This is a genomic window from Brevibacillus sp. IT-7CA2, from assembly GCF_949767855.1.
Taxonomy (GTDB): Bacteria; Bacillota; Bacilli; order Brevibacillales; family Brevibacillaceae; genus Brevibacillus.
This window is the reverse complement of the sequence record NZ_CATKQT010000001.1, coordinates 16479-34535: the sequence shown is the minus strand read 5'-3', so window position 1 is coordinate 34535 and position 18057 is coordinate 16479. Positions and strand designations below refer to the sequence as shown.

The 18057-nt window shown below is 48.8% G+C and carries 13 protein-coding genes; 11 read left to right on the top strand and 2 right to left on the bottom strand.

Features of this window, described 5'->3' with window-relative positions:
* Nucleotides 1-194: 194 nt before the first annotated feature.
* The 3 genes from ACM6JA_RS00140 to ACM6JA_RS00130 all read left to right on the top strand — a co-directional run bounded on the left by ACM6JA_RS00140 (nucleotide 195) and on the right by ACM6JA_RS00130 (nucleotide 3240).
* The gene (locus ACM6JA_RS00140) at nucleotides 195-1163 is read left to right on the top strand and encodes an ABC transporter substrate-binding protein (protein WP_414850663.1); all 969 of its coding nucleotides are present in this window, start codon (nucleotides 195-197) and stop codon (nucleotides 1161-1163) included.
* Nucleotides 1164-1249: 86 nt separating this feature from the next.
* On the top strand, nucleotides 1250-2260 hold the full coding sequence (locus ACM6JA_RS00135) for a FecCD family ABC transporter permease (protein ID WP_414850662.1): 1011 nt from the start codon (nucleotides 1250-1252) through the stop codon (nucleotides 2258-2260).
* The gene (locus tag ACM6JA_RS00130) at nucleotides 2257-3240 is read left to right on the top strand and encodes a FecCD family ABC transporter permease (RefSeq protein WP_414850661.1); all 984 of its coding nucleotides are present in this window, start codon (nucleotides 2257-2259) and stop codon (nucleotides 3238-3240) included. The genes ACM6JA_RS00135 and ACM6JA_RS00130 overlap by 4 nt, the downstream gene beginning before the upstream one ends.
* Before the next feature lie 50 nt (nucleotides 3241-3290).
* On the opposite strand, the gene ACM6JA_RS00125 is transcribed toward ACM6JA_RS00130, so the two are convergent.
* The gene (locus tag ACM6JA_RS00125) at nucleotides 3291-3836 is read right to left on the bottom strand and encodes a GbsR/MarR family transcriptional regulator (RefSeq protein WP_390241173.1); all 546 of its coding nucleotides are present in this window, start codon (nucleotides 3834-3836) and stop codon (nucleotides 3291-3293) included.
* Nucleotides 3837-4079: 243 nt separating this feature from the next.
* On the opposite strand from ACM6JA_RS00125, the gene ACM6JA_RS00120 reads away from it, so the two are divergent.
* The 8 genes from ACM6JA_RS00120 (at nucleotide 4080) to ACM6JA_RS00085 (ending at nucleotide 16282) form a co-directional block, all read left to right on the top strand.
* Nucleotides 4080-5171, top strand: coding sequence for a putative 2-aminoethylphosphonate ABC transporter substrate-binding protein (locus ACM6JA_RS00120; RefSeq protein ID WP_414850660.1), 1092 nt, complete (start codon nucleotides 4080-4082; stop codon nucleotides 5169-5171).
* A gap of 20 nt (nucleotides 5172-5191) precedes the next feature.
* Entirely contained in the window at nucleotides 5192-6223 is a 1032-nt protein-coding gene (locus tag ACM6JA_RS00115) for an ABC transporter ATP-binding protein (protein WP_414850659.1), read from the top strand.
* A 14-nt stretch (nucleotides 6224-6237) separates the two neighbouring features.
* A complete protein-coding gene (locus ACM6JA_RS00110) occupies nucleotides 6238-7938 on the top strand; it encodes a putative 2-aminoethylphosphonate ABC transporter permease subunit (RefSeq protein WP_414850658.1) in 1701 nt (566 codons plus the stop codon).
* A gap of 38 nt (nucleotides 7939-7976) precedes the next feature.
* Nucleotides 7977-8759: an HAD family hydrolase gene (locus ACM6JA_RS00105; RefSeq protein ID WP_414850657.1), complete on the top strand. Its 783-nt coding sequence runs from the start codon at nucleotides 7977-7979 to the stop codon at nucleotides 8757-8759.
* Nucleotides 8752-9093, top strand: a complete 342-nt coding sequence (locus ACM6JA_RS00100; RefSeq protein ID WP_173620462.1) for a DMT family transporter — start codon at nucleotides 8752-8754, stop codon at nucleotides 9091-9093. Before ACM6JA_RS00105 ends, ACM6JA_RS00100 begins: the two co-directional genes overlap by 8 nt.
* A 73-nt stretch (nucleotides 9094-9166) precedes the next feature.
* Nucleotides 9167-13042, top strand: a complete 3876-nt coding sequence (locus tag ACM6JA_RS00095) for a metallophosphoesterase (RefSeq protein ID WP_414850656.1) — start codon at nucleotides 9167-9169, stop codon at nucleotides 13040-13042.
* 178 nt (nucleotides 13043-13220) lie between these two features.
* Nucleotides 13221-15896, top strand: a complete 2676-nt coding sequence (locus ACM6JA_RS00090; RefSeq protein ID WP_414850655.1) for a YhgE/Pip family protein — start codon at nucleotides 13221-13223, stop codon at nucleotides 15894-15896.
* A 140-nt stretch (nucleotides 15897-16036) separates the two neighbouring features.
* A complete protein-coding gene (locus ACM6JA_RS00085; RefSeq protein WP_007720381.1) occupies nucleotides 16037-16282 on the top strand; it encodes a hypothetical protein in 246 nt (81 codons plus the stop codon).
* A 365-nt stretch (nucleotides 16283-16647) separates the two neighbouring features.
* Here the strand turns inward: ACM6JA_RS00085 and ACM6JA_RS00080 are convergent, their stop codons facing one another.
* Nucleotides 16648-18045 (bottom strand): MFS transporter, encoded by a 1398-nt coding sequence (locus ACM6JA_RS00080; RefSeq protein WP_414850654.1) that lies wholly within the window; start codon nucleotides 18043-18045, stop codon nucleotides 16648-16650.
* Nucleotides 18046-18057: the final 12 nt, after the last annotated feature.

The following is an 18057-nucleotide window of genomic DNA, read 5'->3' as shown; positions in this document are numbered from 1 at the left end:
TTACGTCGATGGTTCAGGCGTAACGGCTTTTTTTCGTAATTTCAGAGCGTGAACAAAATGACGTTAATCACCTTTATTACGGTAAAAGGTTTAATAAGCACAATGTTTCATTTGCGGCAGCAGATTGTTACAATAAAAAACGCATTTCATCGGTAATAATAATCATTATCAATTACATCAAGTGAGGGACAAAGATGAAGCGAACAAACAGAATGAAACGTCTCGGTCATATGCTTTGGACGCTTGCACTGGCAGGCACGGTATTACTGACCGGGTGCGGAAGCGCAGAGCAAAAACAGCCAGCAGCAGGTCAAGATAATGCGCAAACCGCACAAAAGCGCATCGTGAAACACGAGCTGGGCGAAACGGAAATTACCGGAGACCCGAAAAGAGTCGTCGCGTTGGAGTACTCCTTTGTAGATGGACTATGGGAGCTGGGAGTGACGCCTGTAGGAATCGCGCAGGAGAAGGATAAGGACGTAGAAGGACTGATCGGCAAAAAAATCGAGTATACCCCAGTTGGGACTCGCCAGCAGCCGAGCCTGGAAGTCATCAGCTCGTTGCAGCCGGATTTGATTATCGGTGATTTGAATCGCCACAAGGACATATACAAGGATTTGCAAAAAATCGCACCGACGATCATTTTGAAAAGCCGCAACTCGACGTATCAGGAAAACTTGAGCTCGTTTGCCACGATTGGGGAAGCGCTGAACAAACAAAAAGAAGCAGAACAACGCCTGATCAAGCACAAGGAGATCATCGCAGAGTTTAAGAAGAGGGTACCGGCTGGGGATTCCCGCAATGTCATGCTGGGTGTATTCCGCGCAGATTCGCTGTCTGCACATGGTGCGAAATCGTTTGATGGCGAATTGCTCGAAATGATTGGAATCAAAAATGCGATTCAGGATGCGGCAGAACCAACGGTAAAAATCAGTCTGGAGCAAATGGTGCAGTGGGACCCAGATGTGATTTTCCTGGCGGAAGCCGACGACGCGCTGTTGAACGAGTGGAAGCAAAATCCGCTTTGGAACAATATCACCGCAGTCAAAAATCAGGAAGTACACAAAGTAAATCGTGACCTCTGGACGCGCTATCGCGGACTGAAATCCGCAGAACGCATTGTGGAAGAGGCAGTGAATCTCTTATATAGCAAGGAAAAATAACATACGATGCAAATTCTGGAAAGACCGATCGCTGATCTGGTCTTTTCAGTGTTCCTGCACGTGGTAGTTGATCGAGGTGGCTTGTATTGCAGAAAACAACGACACGACAACACAAAAATACCTTTATCCTCATTGCGATCGGCTTGGCAATCCTCTTGTTCATTGGCTTTTTTCTGAGCTTGTTTACCGGAGTAGCTTCGCTGGAGATTCGATCATTAGTGACGCATTGGCTATCGGGTGAATACTCCAAGGAGCTCTTGATTTTCCAAACCATCCGCGTTCCGAGAGCCGTGCTGGGAGCCATCATTGGGGCGAATTTGGCTGTGGCAGGCGCCGTGATGCAGGCCGTTACCCGCAATCCGCTCGCATCCCCGCAAGTATTTGGCGTGAATGCGGGGGCTTGTCTGGTGGTCGTACTCGCGATTGTGATTTTACCGGATATCGGGAAAGCCAATCTCATCTATTTTGCATTCGCTGGAGCGATTCTCGGGGGACTTGTGGTCTTTGGATTTGCAGCTTCGCGCGGGATGACCAATTTCAAGATCGCTTTGGTAGGAATGGCCATCCACCTGCTGCTCACCTCCATTACGAAGGGAATTATCATCTTTAACGAACAAATCTCGAATGTATTGTATTGGTTGTCTGGCTCCATTAGCGGAGCGGCTTGGACGGATGTGCAATTGATTTTACCATGGTCGATGGCGGGACTCCTGCTGGCGATCTGGCTGTCCGCTTCTTTGTCTGTGTTTCGACTGGGGGAGGAAGTCGCGATGGGGTTGGGACAAAAAATCGCCCGCGTCCGACTGCTGTCTTATGTTGTGGTCGTTATTTTGGCAGGAGCTTCTGTTGCTGTCGCTGGAGCTGTCGGATTTGTCGGACTGATGGTTCCGCATATCGCAAGGAGGCTCGTGGGTACGGACTATCGGGTCGTTATTCCTGTGTCAGCGCTTGGTGGAGCTGTCTTGGTCACCTATTCCGATGTACTGGCTCGCTTGATTTCCTATCCGTTTGAGTCTCCTGTAGGGATTGTGACGGCTCTTCTGGGAACCCCGTTCTTTCTGTACTTGGCAAGAAAAAAGGGGAGGGAAATGATATGACTTCGCGAAAAAACACCCTGCTCCTGGTTGGCCTCGGCGCCTTAGTCTTAGCGGCAGCATTGCTTAGCATGGGGATCGGCCCGATCTTTATCGGCCCTGATCAAATCATTCGAGTGATTATGGGAGAATCTTCGTCGCTTACGTTTATGATTGAAAACTATCGATTGCCACGGGCGTTGCTCGCGATTCTTGCCGGAGCGGGCTTCGCGATCGCTGGTGTGATTTTGCAAGGAATGATCCGTAATCCGCTGGCATCTCCAGATGTTGTAGGGGTAACCAAAGGAGCGGGCTTGTTCGCGGTTGTTGTCATCATTCTGTTTCCGACCGCTTCACCGCTTCTTCTCCCGATTGTCGCGTTTTTGGGAGCACTGGCGGTAGCGATTGCCCTCATCTATTTCGCTCGGAAAAGCGGTGCACAGCCAACTACGTTTGCCTTGGTCGGCATGGGAGTAGGGGCGATCTGCCAAGCGTTGACGGAATTCATCATGGTGAAGTATCCGATGCAAGCCAATGACTCTCTTGTCTGGCTGGCAGGGAGCTTGTGGGGGAAAGGCTGGGATGAAATTTACGCTTTGCTGCCGTGGCTGCTCGTATTCATTCCCATTAGCTTTGCTCTGCATCGAAAGCTGGACATTATCAGTCTGGATGAAGGGAGCTCCACGGGGCTCGGACTGAATGTCGTCCGAACACGCTATGTACTCTTGCTGCTCGCCGTTGCATTGGCAGGCGCATGTGTAGCGGCGATTGGCTCGATCGGATTTGTGGGATTAATTGCACCACATATGGCGAGAAAGCTGTTCGGTCATCAGCATCGTTATCTATTGCCAGGTGCGGCGGTTTTGGGAGCGTTGATTCTCGTCATTGCGGATGCATTGGGGAGGGGACTGAATCCTCCGATCGAGATTCCCGCGGGTATTGTGACGGCGGTCATCGGTGTTCCATACTTCTTGTATTTGGTGCGTCAAGAGAAGAAAAAGTAAAAAGAAAAGCCATCTTTTCCTCTAGCTTTGGAGAGAAAGATGGCTTTTTTCTATTCGGGCTCTTCTTCGAAAAAATCACCTTGTTCCAAGGTATACACAAAATTTTGCAACCATTCGTAATACTTTTTTGCATGTCTGAGCTTGTGCAAATCTTGGAGGGCGAGCTTTCGTTCCTCATCAGAGGTACTTTCCAAAAGGATCAGCTCGGTTAATTCAGGCAGTGCCTGGTCGATGGCACCGGTCATCACATCGACTTCACGCTGCAGCTTGAATGTGAAGAAGTTTTGAAACGCTGTGAAGAAGTTGGTCTCCGCCGCATACAGCTCTTTTCGTTCCTGCTTTTCCTCGAGTTTTTTGACCATGCGGGATTCCATTAAGGATCTCACTGCATAGCTCATGTTGCTTTTGCTCATGTTCATCTGTGTTTTCATCTCGTCGAGCGTCATCGGACGATTCTCGAAGAACATGACACCGTAAAGCTGACCAGAGGAATGAGTAGCGCCATACAAGTCCATCGTTTCCGCTATGGCTTCGATCATTTGTTTACGAATATGGAGGCGTTTTTCTTCTCGTACATTTTCGTCGTTCAACGACATGCGAATATTCACTTCCCTCTCGTGCCACCGTCATCATCATTTCGTTCAATGCTTTTTGTATGATACTTCCATTATAGCAAAAAGTTATTCTACACAGTGATAAAGCTATTGTTATGAGCATTTACGTAATCTTAATGCTCAATTAACAGTGGTTTCATGGCCGAAACATAATGCGAGTGTACAATAATTTTTGAACGCAGATGGTTTTTATCCGATACTTTCTTTCAGAAAAGGAGAATCACCGTGAAAATCAAGTGGAATGTGATGGCAGCAACGTTGGTCGTTACGAGTTTGTTGGCAGGCTGTGGAGCACCGAAGACAGAGGGAACAGCATCGAACAGTGGTCAAACTGGCTCGGAGGCTGCAGTGTCTAACGCTTCTGGAGAAATCAATGTGTACACGGCAATTGAAGATGAACAGATCAAGACGTATCTGACTTCTTTCAAAGAGCAGTATCCGGATATCAAAGTAAACATCGTTCGTGACTCCACTGGCATCATGACAGCCAAGCTGATTGCCGAGAAGGACAACCCGCAGGCGGATGTGATCTGGGGACTGGCTGCCACGAGTCTCTTGGTGATGGACGATATGCAAATGCTTGCGCCATATGCTCCCAAAGGCGTAGATCGTGTACTGCCTGAATTCAAGGACAAGGCCAACCCGCCAAAATGGGTAGGCATGGATATTTGGGAGACAGCTATCATTGTCAACAAAGCAGAGATGGAAAAACGCAATCTGGCTATCCCACAGTCGTACGAAGATTTGGTCAAACCAGAATACAAAGGCTTGATCGCGATGCCTCACCCTGCTTCTTCTGGAACAGGCTACTTGACCGTCAACGCCCTGCATCAGTTGTACGGCAAGGACAAGGCTTGGGCTTACATGGACAAGCTGCATGAAAACATGATGATCTACACGCACTCTGGCTCCAAGCCGGCGAAGATGGCGTCCGCTGGTGAAGCGCCAATCGGTATCTCATATGGATACAGCGGCATTAACGAACAGAAAAAAGGAGCTCCAGTCGAAGTCGTGTTCCCGAAAGAGGGCTCGGGCTGGGATATGGAAGCGAGCGCGCTCGTAAAGAAAAAGGACATCAAGCCAGAAGCAAAATTGTTCCTCGACTGGGCGATCAGCGATGAGCCGATGAAGGAATACAACAAAAACTACGCGATTTTGAGCATCAAGCAAGAAGGAAGTCAAATTCCGGAAGGCTACAAACAAGACCCTGTATCGCAGTTGACCAAGCTGGACTTGTATCAAGCAGCAAGAGACCGCGAAGGCATTTTGAAAGAATGGGAGCAGAAGTACGGCTCCAAAGCTGAACCGAAAAAGTAAAAAATAAAGGGGCATTTGTAATGGAGCAAGGCTATTTGTCATTACACAATCTCGCCAAGCGATTCGGGAAGCACACAGCGCTTCAGGACATTCAACTGGACATTGCCAAGAATGAATTCATCTGTCTGCTCGGACCGAGCGGCTGCGGAAAAACAACGTTGTTGCGCATCCTCGCAGGACTGGAAAAAGCGGATCAAGGGAGCGTCGTCATTGCCGGGAAAGACATTACCTCGCTGCCAGCAGGGAAACGGAATTTTGGCATGATGTTTCAATCGTACGCTTTGTTTCCGAATTTGACGGTCAGTGAAAACATTGCTTACGGATTGCGTAATCGCTTCTCCAAGGCACAAATTGCTGATCGGGTAGAGGAAATGCTTCAACTGGTTGAGCTGGGAGAACACCGCAACAAAGTCCCGGCTCAATTATCAGGAGGGCAGCAGCAACGGGTAGCACTGGCGAGGGCCTTGGCGTTTTCTCCGGACTGCTTGCTCTTGGACGAGCCATTATCTGCGCTGGATGCCAAGGTTCGTGCCAAACTCAGGAACGAAATTCGTCGGCTCCATCATCAATTCGGGATGACGACGATTATGGTGACGCACGATCAGGAGGAAGCGTTGACGATGGCGGATCGCATTGTGGTTATGAACCAGTCGCACATCATTCAGGTCGGTACGCCAAAAGAGGTGTACGAGCGTCCCAAAACGCCATTTGTCGCTGATTTTATCGGAGCCATCAGCTTTATCCAGTCGGATAAGCACTCGGATCAGGCTATGCTCGCCATCCGTCCGGAGCATGTCCAGTTGCTGCGTGACGGTCATGAAAAAGGCAGACAAGGGATCGTGCGCGAGCTGGAATATCGCGGTACGCATTATCGGATTGTGGCAGAGTTGATCGGTCCACAAGGGACTTTGTTGCAACAGTTTGTCACGATTGATGTCCCGGCACATGCTATGGTGTCTCATCATGTTTGGCCGGATCAAAAAATTGCCTTCACCCTGCCGCCAGAGCATGTCATCCGTTTTGATGATACGGCAGACCTGGCTGTTGGCTAAGGAGCGCATACGATATGGACACCTGGTTAAAACGAATACGCCCTGATGCCAACCAATGGAGCCAAAACGCGATCATCGTTTGCATGACCATCGCGCTGTTGTTCGCCATCCTGCTGCCGCTTGGTGAGCTGGTGCTCAAGGCAGTTACAGATCAGGACGGAAACTTCATCGGGCTCATGCACTTTGCTAATTACTTCTCGACGCCGGCTCTCGTGATGTCATTGTGGAATTCCATTAAGGTGTCGACGGTCACGACGATCATTGCCGTTACGTTAGGCTTCGGATTTGCTTATGCACTGGAGAGAAGTGCGATTCGCGGCAAATGGTTTTATCGGTCTGTTGCACTCTTGCCGCTATTCGCACCCTCTATGCTGCACGGCTTGGCGCTGACCTACCTGTTTGGCAATCAAGGTCTGATTTCTACCGGATTTTTTGGTCTGTTGCCGGAATTCCGCATGGAGCTCTACGGGCCTATCGGGATTGTGATGGCGGAAGTACTCTATACGTTTCCGCAGGCGTTTCTGATGCTGTCGGTGGCACTCGCAAGTGCAGATTACCGGATGTATGAAGCGGCAGAGACGCTCGGGGCGTCCAAGTGGCGCAGATTTTGGACGGTCACGGTACCGGGTACGAGGTTTGCGCTGATCAGTGCCATTTTTGTCTGCTTCGTCTTGACCTTTACCGACTTCGGGGCTCCCAAAGTGGTCGGCGGGCAGTACAACGTGCTAGCGACAGATTTGTACAAGCAGGTTATCGGGCAACAAAACATGCAAATGGGTGCGGCCGTTGGGGTGCTGCTGTTGATACCAGCCGTCATTTCATTTGTGATCGATCGCATCTCCCAGCGCAAACAAAGCGGTTGGTTGAGCGCGAAGTCCATCCCTTACCGAATTGAACGCAACAAACTGCGGGACGGGTTGTTTTACGTGCTTTGCTCCGCCGTGTCCGCTGTGATTATTAGCATTATCCTGGTTGCTATTTACGGCTCCCTTGTAAAAGTGTGGCCGTACAATTTGTCCATTTCCTTTGCGCACTACGAAGACTTTTTGGATGGTGAAGGACCGTTTGTGACGAGCTTGCTTATCGCGTTTGCTACGGCATTGATTGGCACAGTCGCTACTTTTTTGTTCGCGTATCTCATCGAGAAGTCACGCGGGCATCGTCTGCTGCGTCAATCAGCGTATTTTCTGTCCATGCTGCCGCTTGCATTGCCAGGACTCGTGCTCGGTTTGATCTACGTATTCTTTTTCAACAATCCGAATCAACCGCTGCACGGCATTTATGGCACGATTTGGATCGTCATTTTGTGTAACATCGTTCACTTCTACTCGGTTTCTTTCCTGACGATGACGTCCGGTCTGAAGAAGCTGGATAGCGAGTTCGAGGCTGCATCAGAATCGATGAATGTGCCTTGGTATCGGACATTGCTGCGGGTTACGGTTCCGCTGTCATTGCCGACGATTTTGGAAGTGTTCCTCTACTATTTCATCAACAGCATGGTGACGGTCTCGGCCATTATTTTCTTGTATGCACCAGACCTGAAACCGGCTGCGGTTGCGATTGTGAATAAGGAGGACTCAGGCGATATCGCGCAAGCTGCTGCGATGTCTACGTTAATCATCGTGGCGAATCTGTTGGTACGTACCGCGATCATGTGGACTTCAGGCAAGATTCAGAAAAGAACGGATGCGCTTCTCGTCAGGACGAAAGAGTAAAGCCAAGTCCGATTCAAAATGGAATGCAGGTGAAAAAGATGCCCGACTTACTTGTTAACAACAAGAGATATACCGTCAAAGCGATTTTGTTCGATAAGGATGGTACTTTGCTGGAGTTTGTGAGGCTCTGGGGGTACTGGAGCGAATCCGTACATCGTCATTTTGCCAGTCAGCTTCCGCAGCCGACTGAGATCGCTCCTCTCGCAGAGCTGTGGGGGACTGTTCACGACGAAGAAGGGCACGTATGCGACTACAGCATCAATGGTCCGTTAGCGATGGGCTCAACTGGCGATTTGCTTGCGATTCTGGCATGGCAGGGATATCGTCAGGGACTATCGTGGGGAGAATCAATGCGACTCGCTAGAGAGTGCAAAGAGCGAGCTTATCAGGATATGGATCAGACTCGTCCTGCCTATCCCATCCCGGGGCTGATTCCGTTCCTCGAACAATGTCGCGACCACGGAATGTTTATGGGGATTGTAACCGCAGATGAAACAGAGGAAGCGATCAAGCACATGGAATGGATGGGCATTCGCTCTTATTTTCCAGTCATTATCGGGAATGATCAGGTAGAGCGTGGCAAGCCTTATCCGGACATGGTGGTAAAAGCTTGTACCCAATTGGGCTTGAAGCCGAGAGAAGTCGCTGTCATCGGTGATACGAGCGGCGACATACGCATGGGGAAAAGTGCAGGGGTCTCCGTGACCATTGGCATTGTGAGCAAGGAAGACTCTTCTGATCGAATACAAATCCTGGAGGAAGCAGAAGCGGTGATTTCCTCCTATGCGCAACTGAAGGTGGAGGCATCACGGCATGAATGAGGGGATCGGGTGGGGATGGATTCTCCTCACATTCGCTATTCTGTTGGAGCTAGCAGGTACGACTTCGATGAAACTATCTGCGGGCTTTACCAAGCTGTGGCCATCCATTCTGATGTTTCTGTTGTACGGTGCGAGCTTTACTCTGCTTAATTTCGCACTCAGCTATATACAGGTCGGAGTCGCTTATGCGATCTGGTCTGGTGTCGGGATAGTTTTAATTACATTCGTCGGTATTTTCTTATTCAAAGAAATGATCAATCTTCAGCAAATGCTTTGGATGTCACTCATTGTGATTGGTGTCATTGGTCTGAAAGTCAGCAGCAAGGTCGTGTGAAAATCATCAGTCGGACTCTATCAATCTGATCGAAATGAGGTGCGCGTTTATTATGAAAGTGATAAACAAAACGATGTCAATGGTACTGGGTGTTACGGTTGCCTTCATGGGAATGACTCAACCTTTTATGATCCAAGGCGTTCAGGCAGCAGGAGAGCAAACCGTCACGATGGACAAGCAAACCTATTTGTATGGTCAACCGATGTCCTTGTCGTATACAGGAGCTTCCCTAAAGGATTGGATCGGACTGTATAAAGCAGGTGCCATTCCACAGGGCAGCAACCCTTCTCTTGCTTGGCAATATACGAGTGCAAACGGTCAGCCAAATGGTGCGATGAGCTTTACGAAGTCGTTGCCAGCAGGTGAGTATGAGGCGCTGTACATGCAAAATGACGGCTACAACATTTTTCAGCGTGCTCCTTTTTCGATCATTACCTTGAATCCTCCTACGGGCATTACTTTTGTCGATACGGATGACGATGCAGACCAGATCGCAGGCGATGTGAAAATCAAAATCCCTGCCGATCCTGCGAATGTGACCCATTACAATCTGTACTGGGGAAATGATGTAGGAAAGCTGCCAGGAGAGCCGATCATCGCACAAGTGCAGCCCCCGACTACGCCAGGTGAAACGTATGCTACCTATACAATCCCAGCTAACACGGTCATTCCAAAGGGCGCGACGAAGCTCTTCGCTTACTCGGATTCAACTGCGGGTGAAACGACAGCGAGCGCAGAGTTTACGATCCCAGGGATGGTGAAAGAGCAGCCATTGGTCAGTTTCGAAGTCATCACTGACATGCATGTGCAAACCAGCAAGGATCACGTTCATAATAAAAACCTCGAGGATGCCTTCAAAGATATGATTGCGCTGAATCCGGACAGTGACGGACTCATGACCATCGGGGACAATACCGAGAACGGAACCGAAGCACAATACATGGAGCTGGCCCGGATTTTTAACATGTACAAGGACCAACTCCCGGAAACGTATTTTGTGCAAGGGAACCACGATGTTCGCTGGGGGGACTGGACGCAGTTTTCCGAGCTGTTCCACAAGTACACTAACATGAAGTCCAGCTACTACAATGTGTGGATTAACGGCTACCAGTTCATTTTCCTTGGTACGGAAAAAGGGTTAAAGGACTACTCGTACTTGTCAGAAGCACAGTTGAAATGGCTGGACGAAAAACTGTCCGAGTCTGGGGGCAAGCCGACCTTCATCTTCCACCATCAACCGTTGAAAAATACGGTAGCAGGTGCGAACGTGGGCTATCTCAAAAGCAATTACTGGTACGGTGTCAGACAGGATAAGGAATTGAAAACGATCTTGTCCAAGCATCAAGGGGCCTTCCTGTTCAGCGGACATACGCACTGGGAGCTGGGTGCAAAGGATACGATGTACAACGCCAAATACGCCACGATGTTTAATGCGGGCGCTACCTCTTATTTGTGGACAGACGCCAATACAGGCAAGGATGGAAGCCAAGGCTTTTTCGTGGAAGTTTACGATGATAAAGTCATGGTAAAAGGTAGAGATTTTAAAAACGACACATGGATCGCCAATGCGCAATTCGAAATCGATCTTTCCGACAAAATACCAGTGGTAGACCCGGCTACCGACCCTGATTTGACCATCAGCAATCCTACCGTTCACATGGTCAAAGAAAAATATCTGCCAACAGAAGCCGTTGAGGTTGCTTATACCAGCTCTGTACTAGAAGACTGGATCGGTATTTTCCCTGTAGGAACGAAGCTTGGAAAAAATGTAAAACCAATCGCGATGCAAAAAACGAAAAGCGTCAAGCAGCCGGATGGAACGATTACGTTCAAGGATTTGAATTTGGCTCCTGGCAAATACGATGCCGTTTATGTCGGGGAAGCAGAGTATCGCACAGATAACGACAATCTGGAGCTTGGCCGCGTCACCTTTACAATTATCGATGAGACGCAGGCACAAGCACCACAGGCGGTATCCTTTACCGATGCGGACACGAATAAGGGTGTGATTGGCGGGGATGTCACGATCACTCCTGCGGCAAATGAAACGAACATTGACGAGTATGTACTTTACTGGGGGAACGACGAAGGCAAACTGTCCGGGCAGTCTGCGATTGCATCTGTAGCCAAGACAGGCGATAAGGTCATCTACGCGATCCCGAATGGTACGGCGATCCCGAATGGCGCGACGAAAATTCTCGCTTTCTCCAAGCAAAAGGACACAGAGTCAGAGGACTTTGCCCAAACAGGTATGAAGGATGCGTTTACCGAAGTACCACCAGTCACACCACCAGTAGATCCGCCTGTACTCACGCCAGATGAGCAGTTGCGCCAAGCCAATCGCGCTGCTGCTGAGGTGATTAAGAACGCTACAGATGAGGATGTAATAGAAAAGCAAGCAGAGAATGCGATCAAGCAATTGTCCAAGCTGATCAAGGACGACAAGCTCAGTGATTCTACGCATCTTGCTTTGGTTTCCGATGCAACGGATACCGTTTTGGCAGCGATGGTTTCCAAATGGAAAGAGGATATCGTCGATGAGGATCAAGTGTTAGAACAGACCTACTCTCTGTTGAAGGACGCTTTCTTGCCAGTTGTTGATGAGATCGAGAAAAACGATCAAGAACAATGGGAGCAAGCAGTAAAAGTCATGGCTCATGTAGCAGAGACGACGATTGCCAAGCTGGATAAAGACGATCTCTCTGAAAAATGGGTGAAAAAGCTGAAAGAACCGATCGCGGAGCTTTTGACACAAGTCAGCACGATCGAAGCAGACGATAGCGAAAATACGGAGAAGGTAGTCGCTCAGATCGAACGCTTTGCCCAAGCAGTAGAGGCCATCGAGACAGCACTGGACAAGCAAGCATCGCTGTTTGACTTGGAGAAGACAATCGAGATTCGTATGGACGGCGCTCGTCATGAAGTGCGTGCAGCGAAAAAATCGAAGGAAGAAGAAAAATCTTCGATGACACTAAGTGGTGATATCGTAGATGCATTGGCACAAAAGCAAATCAATGTGGCCCTGGTGAACAAGGAAGACGCAGGTGTATGGCTGTCCAGCGAGCTTCTCGAAGAGCATGACGGTGCGGATATCCACGTCGAGCTCTCGAAGCCGGATGACATCAAAAAGCCTTCGAAATCGGGCAATGCCAGCGATATGTACGAAGTTCGCCTAGAAGCAGACAACAAGGAATTGAAACACTTTGACGGCGAGACTGTCCGCATGATTCTGCCTTACGAGAATAAGGATAAATATTTGACGGCTCATCATTATGATGAAGCGGAGAAAGAATGGAGTATCCTTAAGACTTCCAAAGAAAAAACAGTAGAGGTTATCAAAACGGGGGACCGCGCAAGCTTTGATATCGAAAAACCGGGCATCTACATGGTAGCAAGTGCAGGTCTGCAAAGCTTGAAAGTTACGCCAAGCAAAGCAACACTGTTGCCAGGAGAGAATCTCCAGCTTCAGGTAACAGGATCGTTCTCGAACCGCACCAAGCAGAATCTGACTGATGGCGAGAGCGGAACGGTTTATGAATCTGACAACAATAGCGTCACTGTTGATGAAAACGGCTTGATTGAGGTTTCTGAGGATGCAAAACCTGGCAAGAAATTTACAGTCAAGGTGACAAACGAAGCAAAATCGACCAAAGTGACCTTCTCGATTGCGGAAATCAAAAGTATCAATCTATCCACCAAAAAGAGTTCAGTGAAGCCAGGTGATACTGTTCAAATGATCGTGTGGGCTAACATGACAGACCGCAGTGGACGAGATATGACCAAGGAAAGCACAGGAACTACTTACCATGTTGTGGAGGAAGAATATGCGGTGATTAGCGAGGATGGTCTGGTAACAGTCCATGAGGATGCACCAGAAAAAACCACACTGACGATTGTAGCGGAAAACGACGGTCATACAAGCGAGTACAAGTTGAAAGTAAGAAAATAGTTTTACCGATTTACTAGGAAGAGCCTGACCAGTGATGGTTGGGCTTTTTTCATCATAATTTAGCGTGCAGCGGCTCATGCTACTAGTGGCAGACTCATTCCCGATCATTTCCTTCCATGGTAAACTGTCATGTGAGTGTAAAAGATTCATCCATTCTTTCTTACTAGGTGGTACATACATGCGGTCTATATGGAAGATTTACAAAACGGACTGGATTAACATTTTTAAGGTCCCGACTGGGATTTTTCTGATCATCGCCATCATTCTCCTTCCTTGTTTATACGATTGGATCAACATCAAATCAGTATGGGACCCTTACGCCAATACACAAGGGGTCAAGGTGGCGGTGACGAGCGAGGATCAGGGAGCCACGGTTGGCAATCAAAAGGTCAACATCGGAGACGAGCTCGTAAAGAGCTTGCATAACAACCAGAAACTAGGGTGGACCTTTGTGGACAAAGAAGAGGCCAGGCGAGGCGTGGAGCGGGGTGATTACTATGCCAGCATCCTGATCCCGGCTGACTTTTCCACAAAAATCACGGGAATTGTCCATGGCAACCTGAACAAGCCCGAAGTGATCTATACGGTCAATGAAAAAGTGAACGCCGTGGCACCCAAAATCACCTCGTCAGGTGTTTCAGCGATTGCCAAGCAGATCAACGAGAGTTTTACGGAAAGCGTCAGTGAAGCCTTGCTGACGAAGCTTACAGAGATCGGCATTAAAATTGAAGAGCAATTGCCGACCATCCGCAAAATCGAGAGTGGCGTTTTCCAACTGGAAAAAAGCCTCCCTGAGATTCGTGCCGCAGGGCAAAAAGTATTGGAGATTGAGAAGAAACTTCCCGAGATTCACGAGAAAGCGCAGATCATTCTGGAAGTGGAAAAAAGAATCCCCGAAATCAATCAAGCTGGGCAGGCCGTGCTCAAAATTCAGCAAAACTGGCCGAAAATCAATGAGGCGGCGTCTGTCATTATCGCAATGGAAGACAAGCTGCCGGTGATTGAGCAAGCCGTCGGACGAATTGAAGAGCTGGATCAAAATTTTGATAAAGTCGCAAACGCAGTGACTACGGCCACAGAAAAAGCGAGTCAGGCCATTGAGATCGTTTCGGCTGCTCAAGATGCGTTGCCGCGTATCGCTGATCTGACTGATAAGGGCGCGGCTGTTGCCGATCAGCTCAATGACTTTTTTACGAAGCATGACGGTGCCTTTGAAACGATTGCACCGCTGATCAAGCAAAATCTTATCTTAGCCCAGCAAGCATCGGATGCGCTCACACAACTCACAGATAGACTGTTGCAAATCAATCCGGATCGCCTGCCTACTGCGAGTGAGGTAAATGCCGTGAAAGACAGGTTATCCAGAGCCGTGAATGTTTTGGGGCATACCGCATCGCTTGTAGAGAAAGTAAACAGTTATATTCCTGGACAGCCATTGAGTCATTTCGCAGAGAGGCTGCGCACGATTGAGAACAGGATGAACCGGCAAATCGAGATTCTCGGTACGATTGCAAGCGCGCTGGAAAAAGGCAAGCAGCCTGCGAAAGATTTGGTGGAGAGCTTGAATCAGCTCTCGAAAAACACCAGCGCGGAATTGGGAGACATCCTGTCCCGCTACGATAGCGAAATCGTTCCGAAAATATCCGAGGGCATTGAAAGGCTGAAGGTGATCACAGGAGAATCTGCTGATCTACTGCATAAGGCCCAAGAAAAACTCCCGGATATCGAAGCGATTCTCCAAGAGACAAAGACGGGCTTGGAGCTGGGATTGGCCGAATTGAAGCGAATCCAGCAGGAGATGCCGCAAATACGGGCGCAAGTCCATGAGCTCGCGCAAACGCTCAGAAGCAAGTCGGATGCTTTTGCAAATGCCATTCGCGTAGCAGCTCCGTTCTTGAAAGGAAATCTTCCTACTATCGGGAAGAAGCTCGACGAGGCAGCGGCATTCGTCCAGAACGATCTGCCTAAAGCGGAGGCGAATTTGACCAAGCTGGCTGATTTTGTGCGCTACAAGCTCCCCGAGGTGGAGGCAGGAGTCCATAGAGTTGCTGCATTGGTTCGCGACGATCTGCCTAAGCTGGAGAGTGCCATTGGGCAGGCCGCCGACAAGCTGAGAGAAGTTGAAGCGAACAACAACTTCGCCGATCTTGCCAAGCTATTGCGCGGCGACATTAAAAAAGAGAGCGAATTCCTCGCAAGTCCCGTGCAGATCAAGGAAAACCGCCTCTACCCGATACCGAATTATGGTTCGGCCATGTCACCATTTTACGGTGTGTTGTCTCTGTGGGTAGGTGCTACCTTGTTGATTTCCCTGCTGAAGCCAAATGCGGAAAATCCGGGCGGAGTGTACAAGCCGTATCAGCTGTACCTGGGCCGCTTGGGGACGTTTGTGACAATTGGGCTGTTTCAGGCGTTGTTCGTCACGCTCGGTGATATTTACATCCTGGGGGCCTATGTAGCGGATAAAGCTCCGTTTGTGTTATTCGGTATGCTGGTCAGCCTGGTTTTTGTCACGATTACGTACACGCTGGTGTCCGTTTTTGGCAACGTGGGCAAAGGCATCGCGATCATCTTCATGGTGTTCCAATTCTCCAGCTCGGGCGGTACGTTCCCGATCAGTATGACTTCACCGTTTTTCCAAGCGCTGAACCCATACATGCCTTTTACGTATGCAATTAGCCTATTACGTGAAGGGGTGGGCGGCATCCTCTGGGAAACGGCGATCCGGGATATACTCGTATTATTCGGCTTTATTGGTATCAGCCTGTTTGTGGCGCTCGCGCTGAAGCGTCCGTTGAGCGGAATCATTGAAAAGTCGATGGAGAATGCGAAGAAGACCAAGATTATTGGGTAAAGGTTACACGGAAGTCGATTGGAATTAAAAAGGTGTCCTCACGTAGATATCACTACTGGAGGGCACCTTTTTTCAAGGACAAGTGCTTATATGGTTTGGTAAAATATGGTTGGTTTGTGAATTGTAAAGGGGAGTGAACCATGGGGAGATGGTTTGGATACATTCTACTGACGATTTTGATAGGCGGTGTGTGCTTTTTTATCATTACTCCAGAAATCACCTTGATATTGAGTATGTTCGTCATTATCGGAACTCTGTTTTATATTGTACACATTTTGAAAAATGAATTGCCCAGATTAGTCCAGGATCGGCTGGAAAGACGATTCCACAAGACAGACAAAAACCTCGAAGAATTACAAAACCTGTACAAGCAGGAGACTGAATAGGGATGTTTGGGGAGAGGACGCCTTCTTTCAAGGTGGGGTCCCCTCACGAAACGAAAATGAAAAAACTCGATTTCCTTAGCGTACAGGAAATCGAGTTTTTCATTACATCCAAGTCCTTTGACGTTACCCAAAAGAATACATGAGGGGTGTGGCCACGTTTGCACAAGAGGTACAATTGGTAACAAGCGATTTTGCTACTTCTGATTATCTTCAGGAAGTAGCGAATATTCTAAACCCATAAAACTAGCTACAGAGAGCTTTTCTTCGTTTATGACCTGAAATCGGTAATTAGCAGGAGACAATAGCGCCTGGTTATCAGCTTCTGTCAAAAATCCTTAGCGTACGATTTTTTCCATTTCGTGAGGTTATCCCAAGGTGTCGCTTTTTTCCTGAACAGGTACCGAACGTGTTGCCAGTCGGGCAGCAGATGCCAGCCCCAGTATGACGATGAACGTCTGAAGGAGCAGGGAAACGGTAATACCAACAGAAAGTGAAAACTCAAAGGTAGTCATCACAGACACGATGGCTCCTCCTACCCCAATGACAATCGCTGGTGTGAACGTATCGGCGATAGATATTTCAGCAGATACTTTTCCTTCTTCACCAGGTTTTGCAAGAGAAAACGCCATAGCGCCACTTGTCGGGTGAGCCAAACCGATTCCGAAGCCCATAATGATCTGGCTAAAAATCGCGACCACGATACCGAAAAGGTCTTGTTGAATCAATGTCAGGGGTACTGTGCCAGCTACTCCGATGAGCATAATAACGAGGCCTGTGATAATTCGTTTTTTTCGACCAGCCCCTTGGTCTTTCTTGTCCAGCTTTGCTTGTACATTGGCTGCCAGCGACCAACTGATTGCTGCGGAGGCAACAGCTAACCCAGCTTTGTCGGCGGTTAATCCTAAAATCGAAGTGAGTCCAAGGACGAGATACGTTTGTGTGCCGTAATAGGCAGCGACAAAAAGACCCCGAGACGCGATGACAGCAGGTAAGCCAGAGCGTGCGACGAGCGTTCCTTTAGGCATCAGCTTATATAATGGGACACTGAGGGTGAGCAAACCCCCGACGGATAGCAGGAAACCGTAGAGGGAGGGAATTTTGCCGAGTCCGAAAAGCAAGGCACCAGTCCCTAGGGCCAAGAAAAAAGGCAAAAGAAGACTACGATTGTTTGCCGCGCTTGCTTTTGTCGGCTGTAAGCCTCGGAAAGAGGGGGTGGTTAAGAGTGCAGACAGAAAGATAAAGGGAAGGATCAACCAGAAGACATATCTCCACGACAACTGTTCAGCAATAATCCCGGCGACATACGGTCCGAACAGGCCTGGAAGGATATAAGCGCTGGAGAAGACAGCAAGAATCTGAGGGCGAAGGGAATCGGGGTAACGCAAAGTAATCATGGTATACACGCAATTGATCAAAGCACCGGCTCCGAATCCTTGCATCACTCGCCCAAGCAGTAAAGTAAGCATATCTGGCGCAATTGCAGCCACTACAATGCCAACAGCAAAGAGTACGATAGTAACAATGAAAGGCTGGGCAGACCCTTTTCTATCGACAAATTGACCTGTGACCACGGTCCCAATCAGCTGAGCCAACAAATAAGCACTGAATACCCACCCATAAAGATCCTCACCCTGTAGCTCTCGGGAAAGACCGGGGGCGATTGTGGTGACAGCCAAGCCTTCAAATGCTGTAGCAGTCACCACAAGAATAATACCAATCGTCAACGCTCGGTAATGCGTGCTCCAAATCCCTTCTGTGCTCATCATTTTCACTCC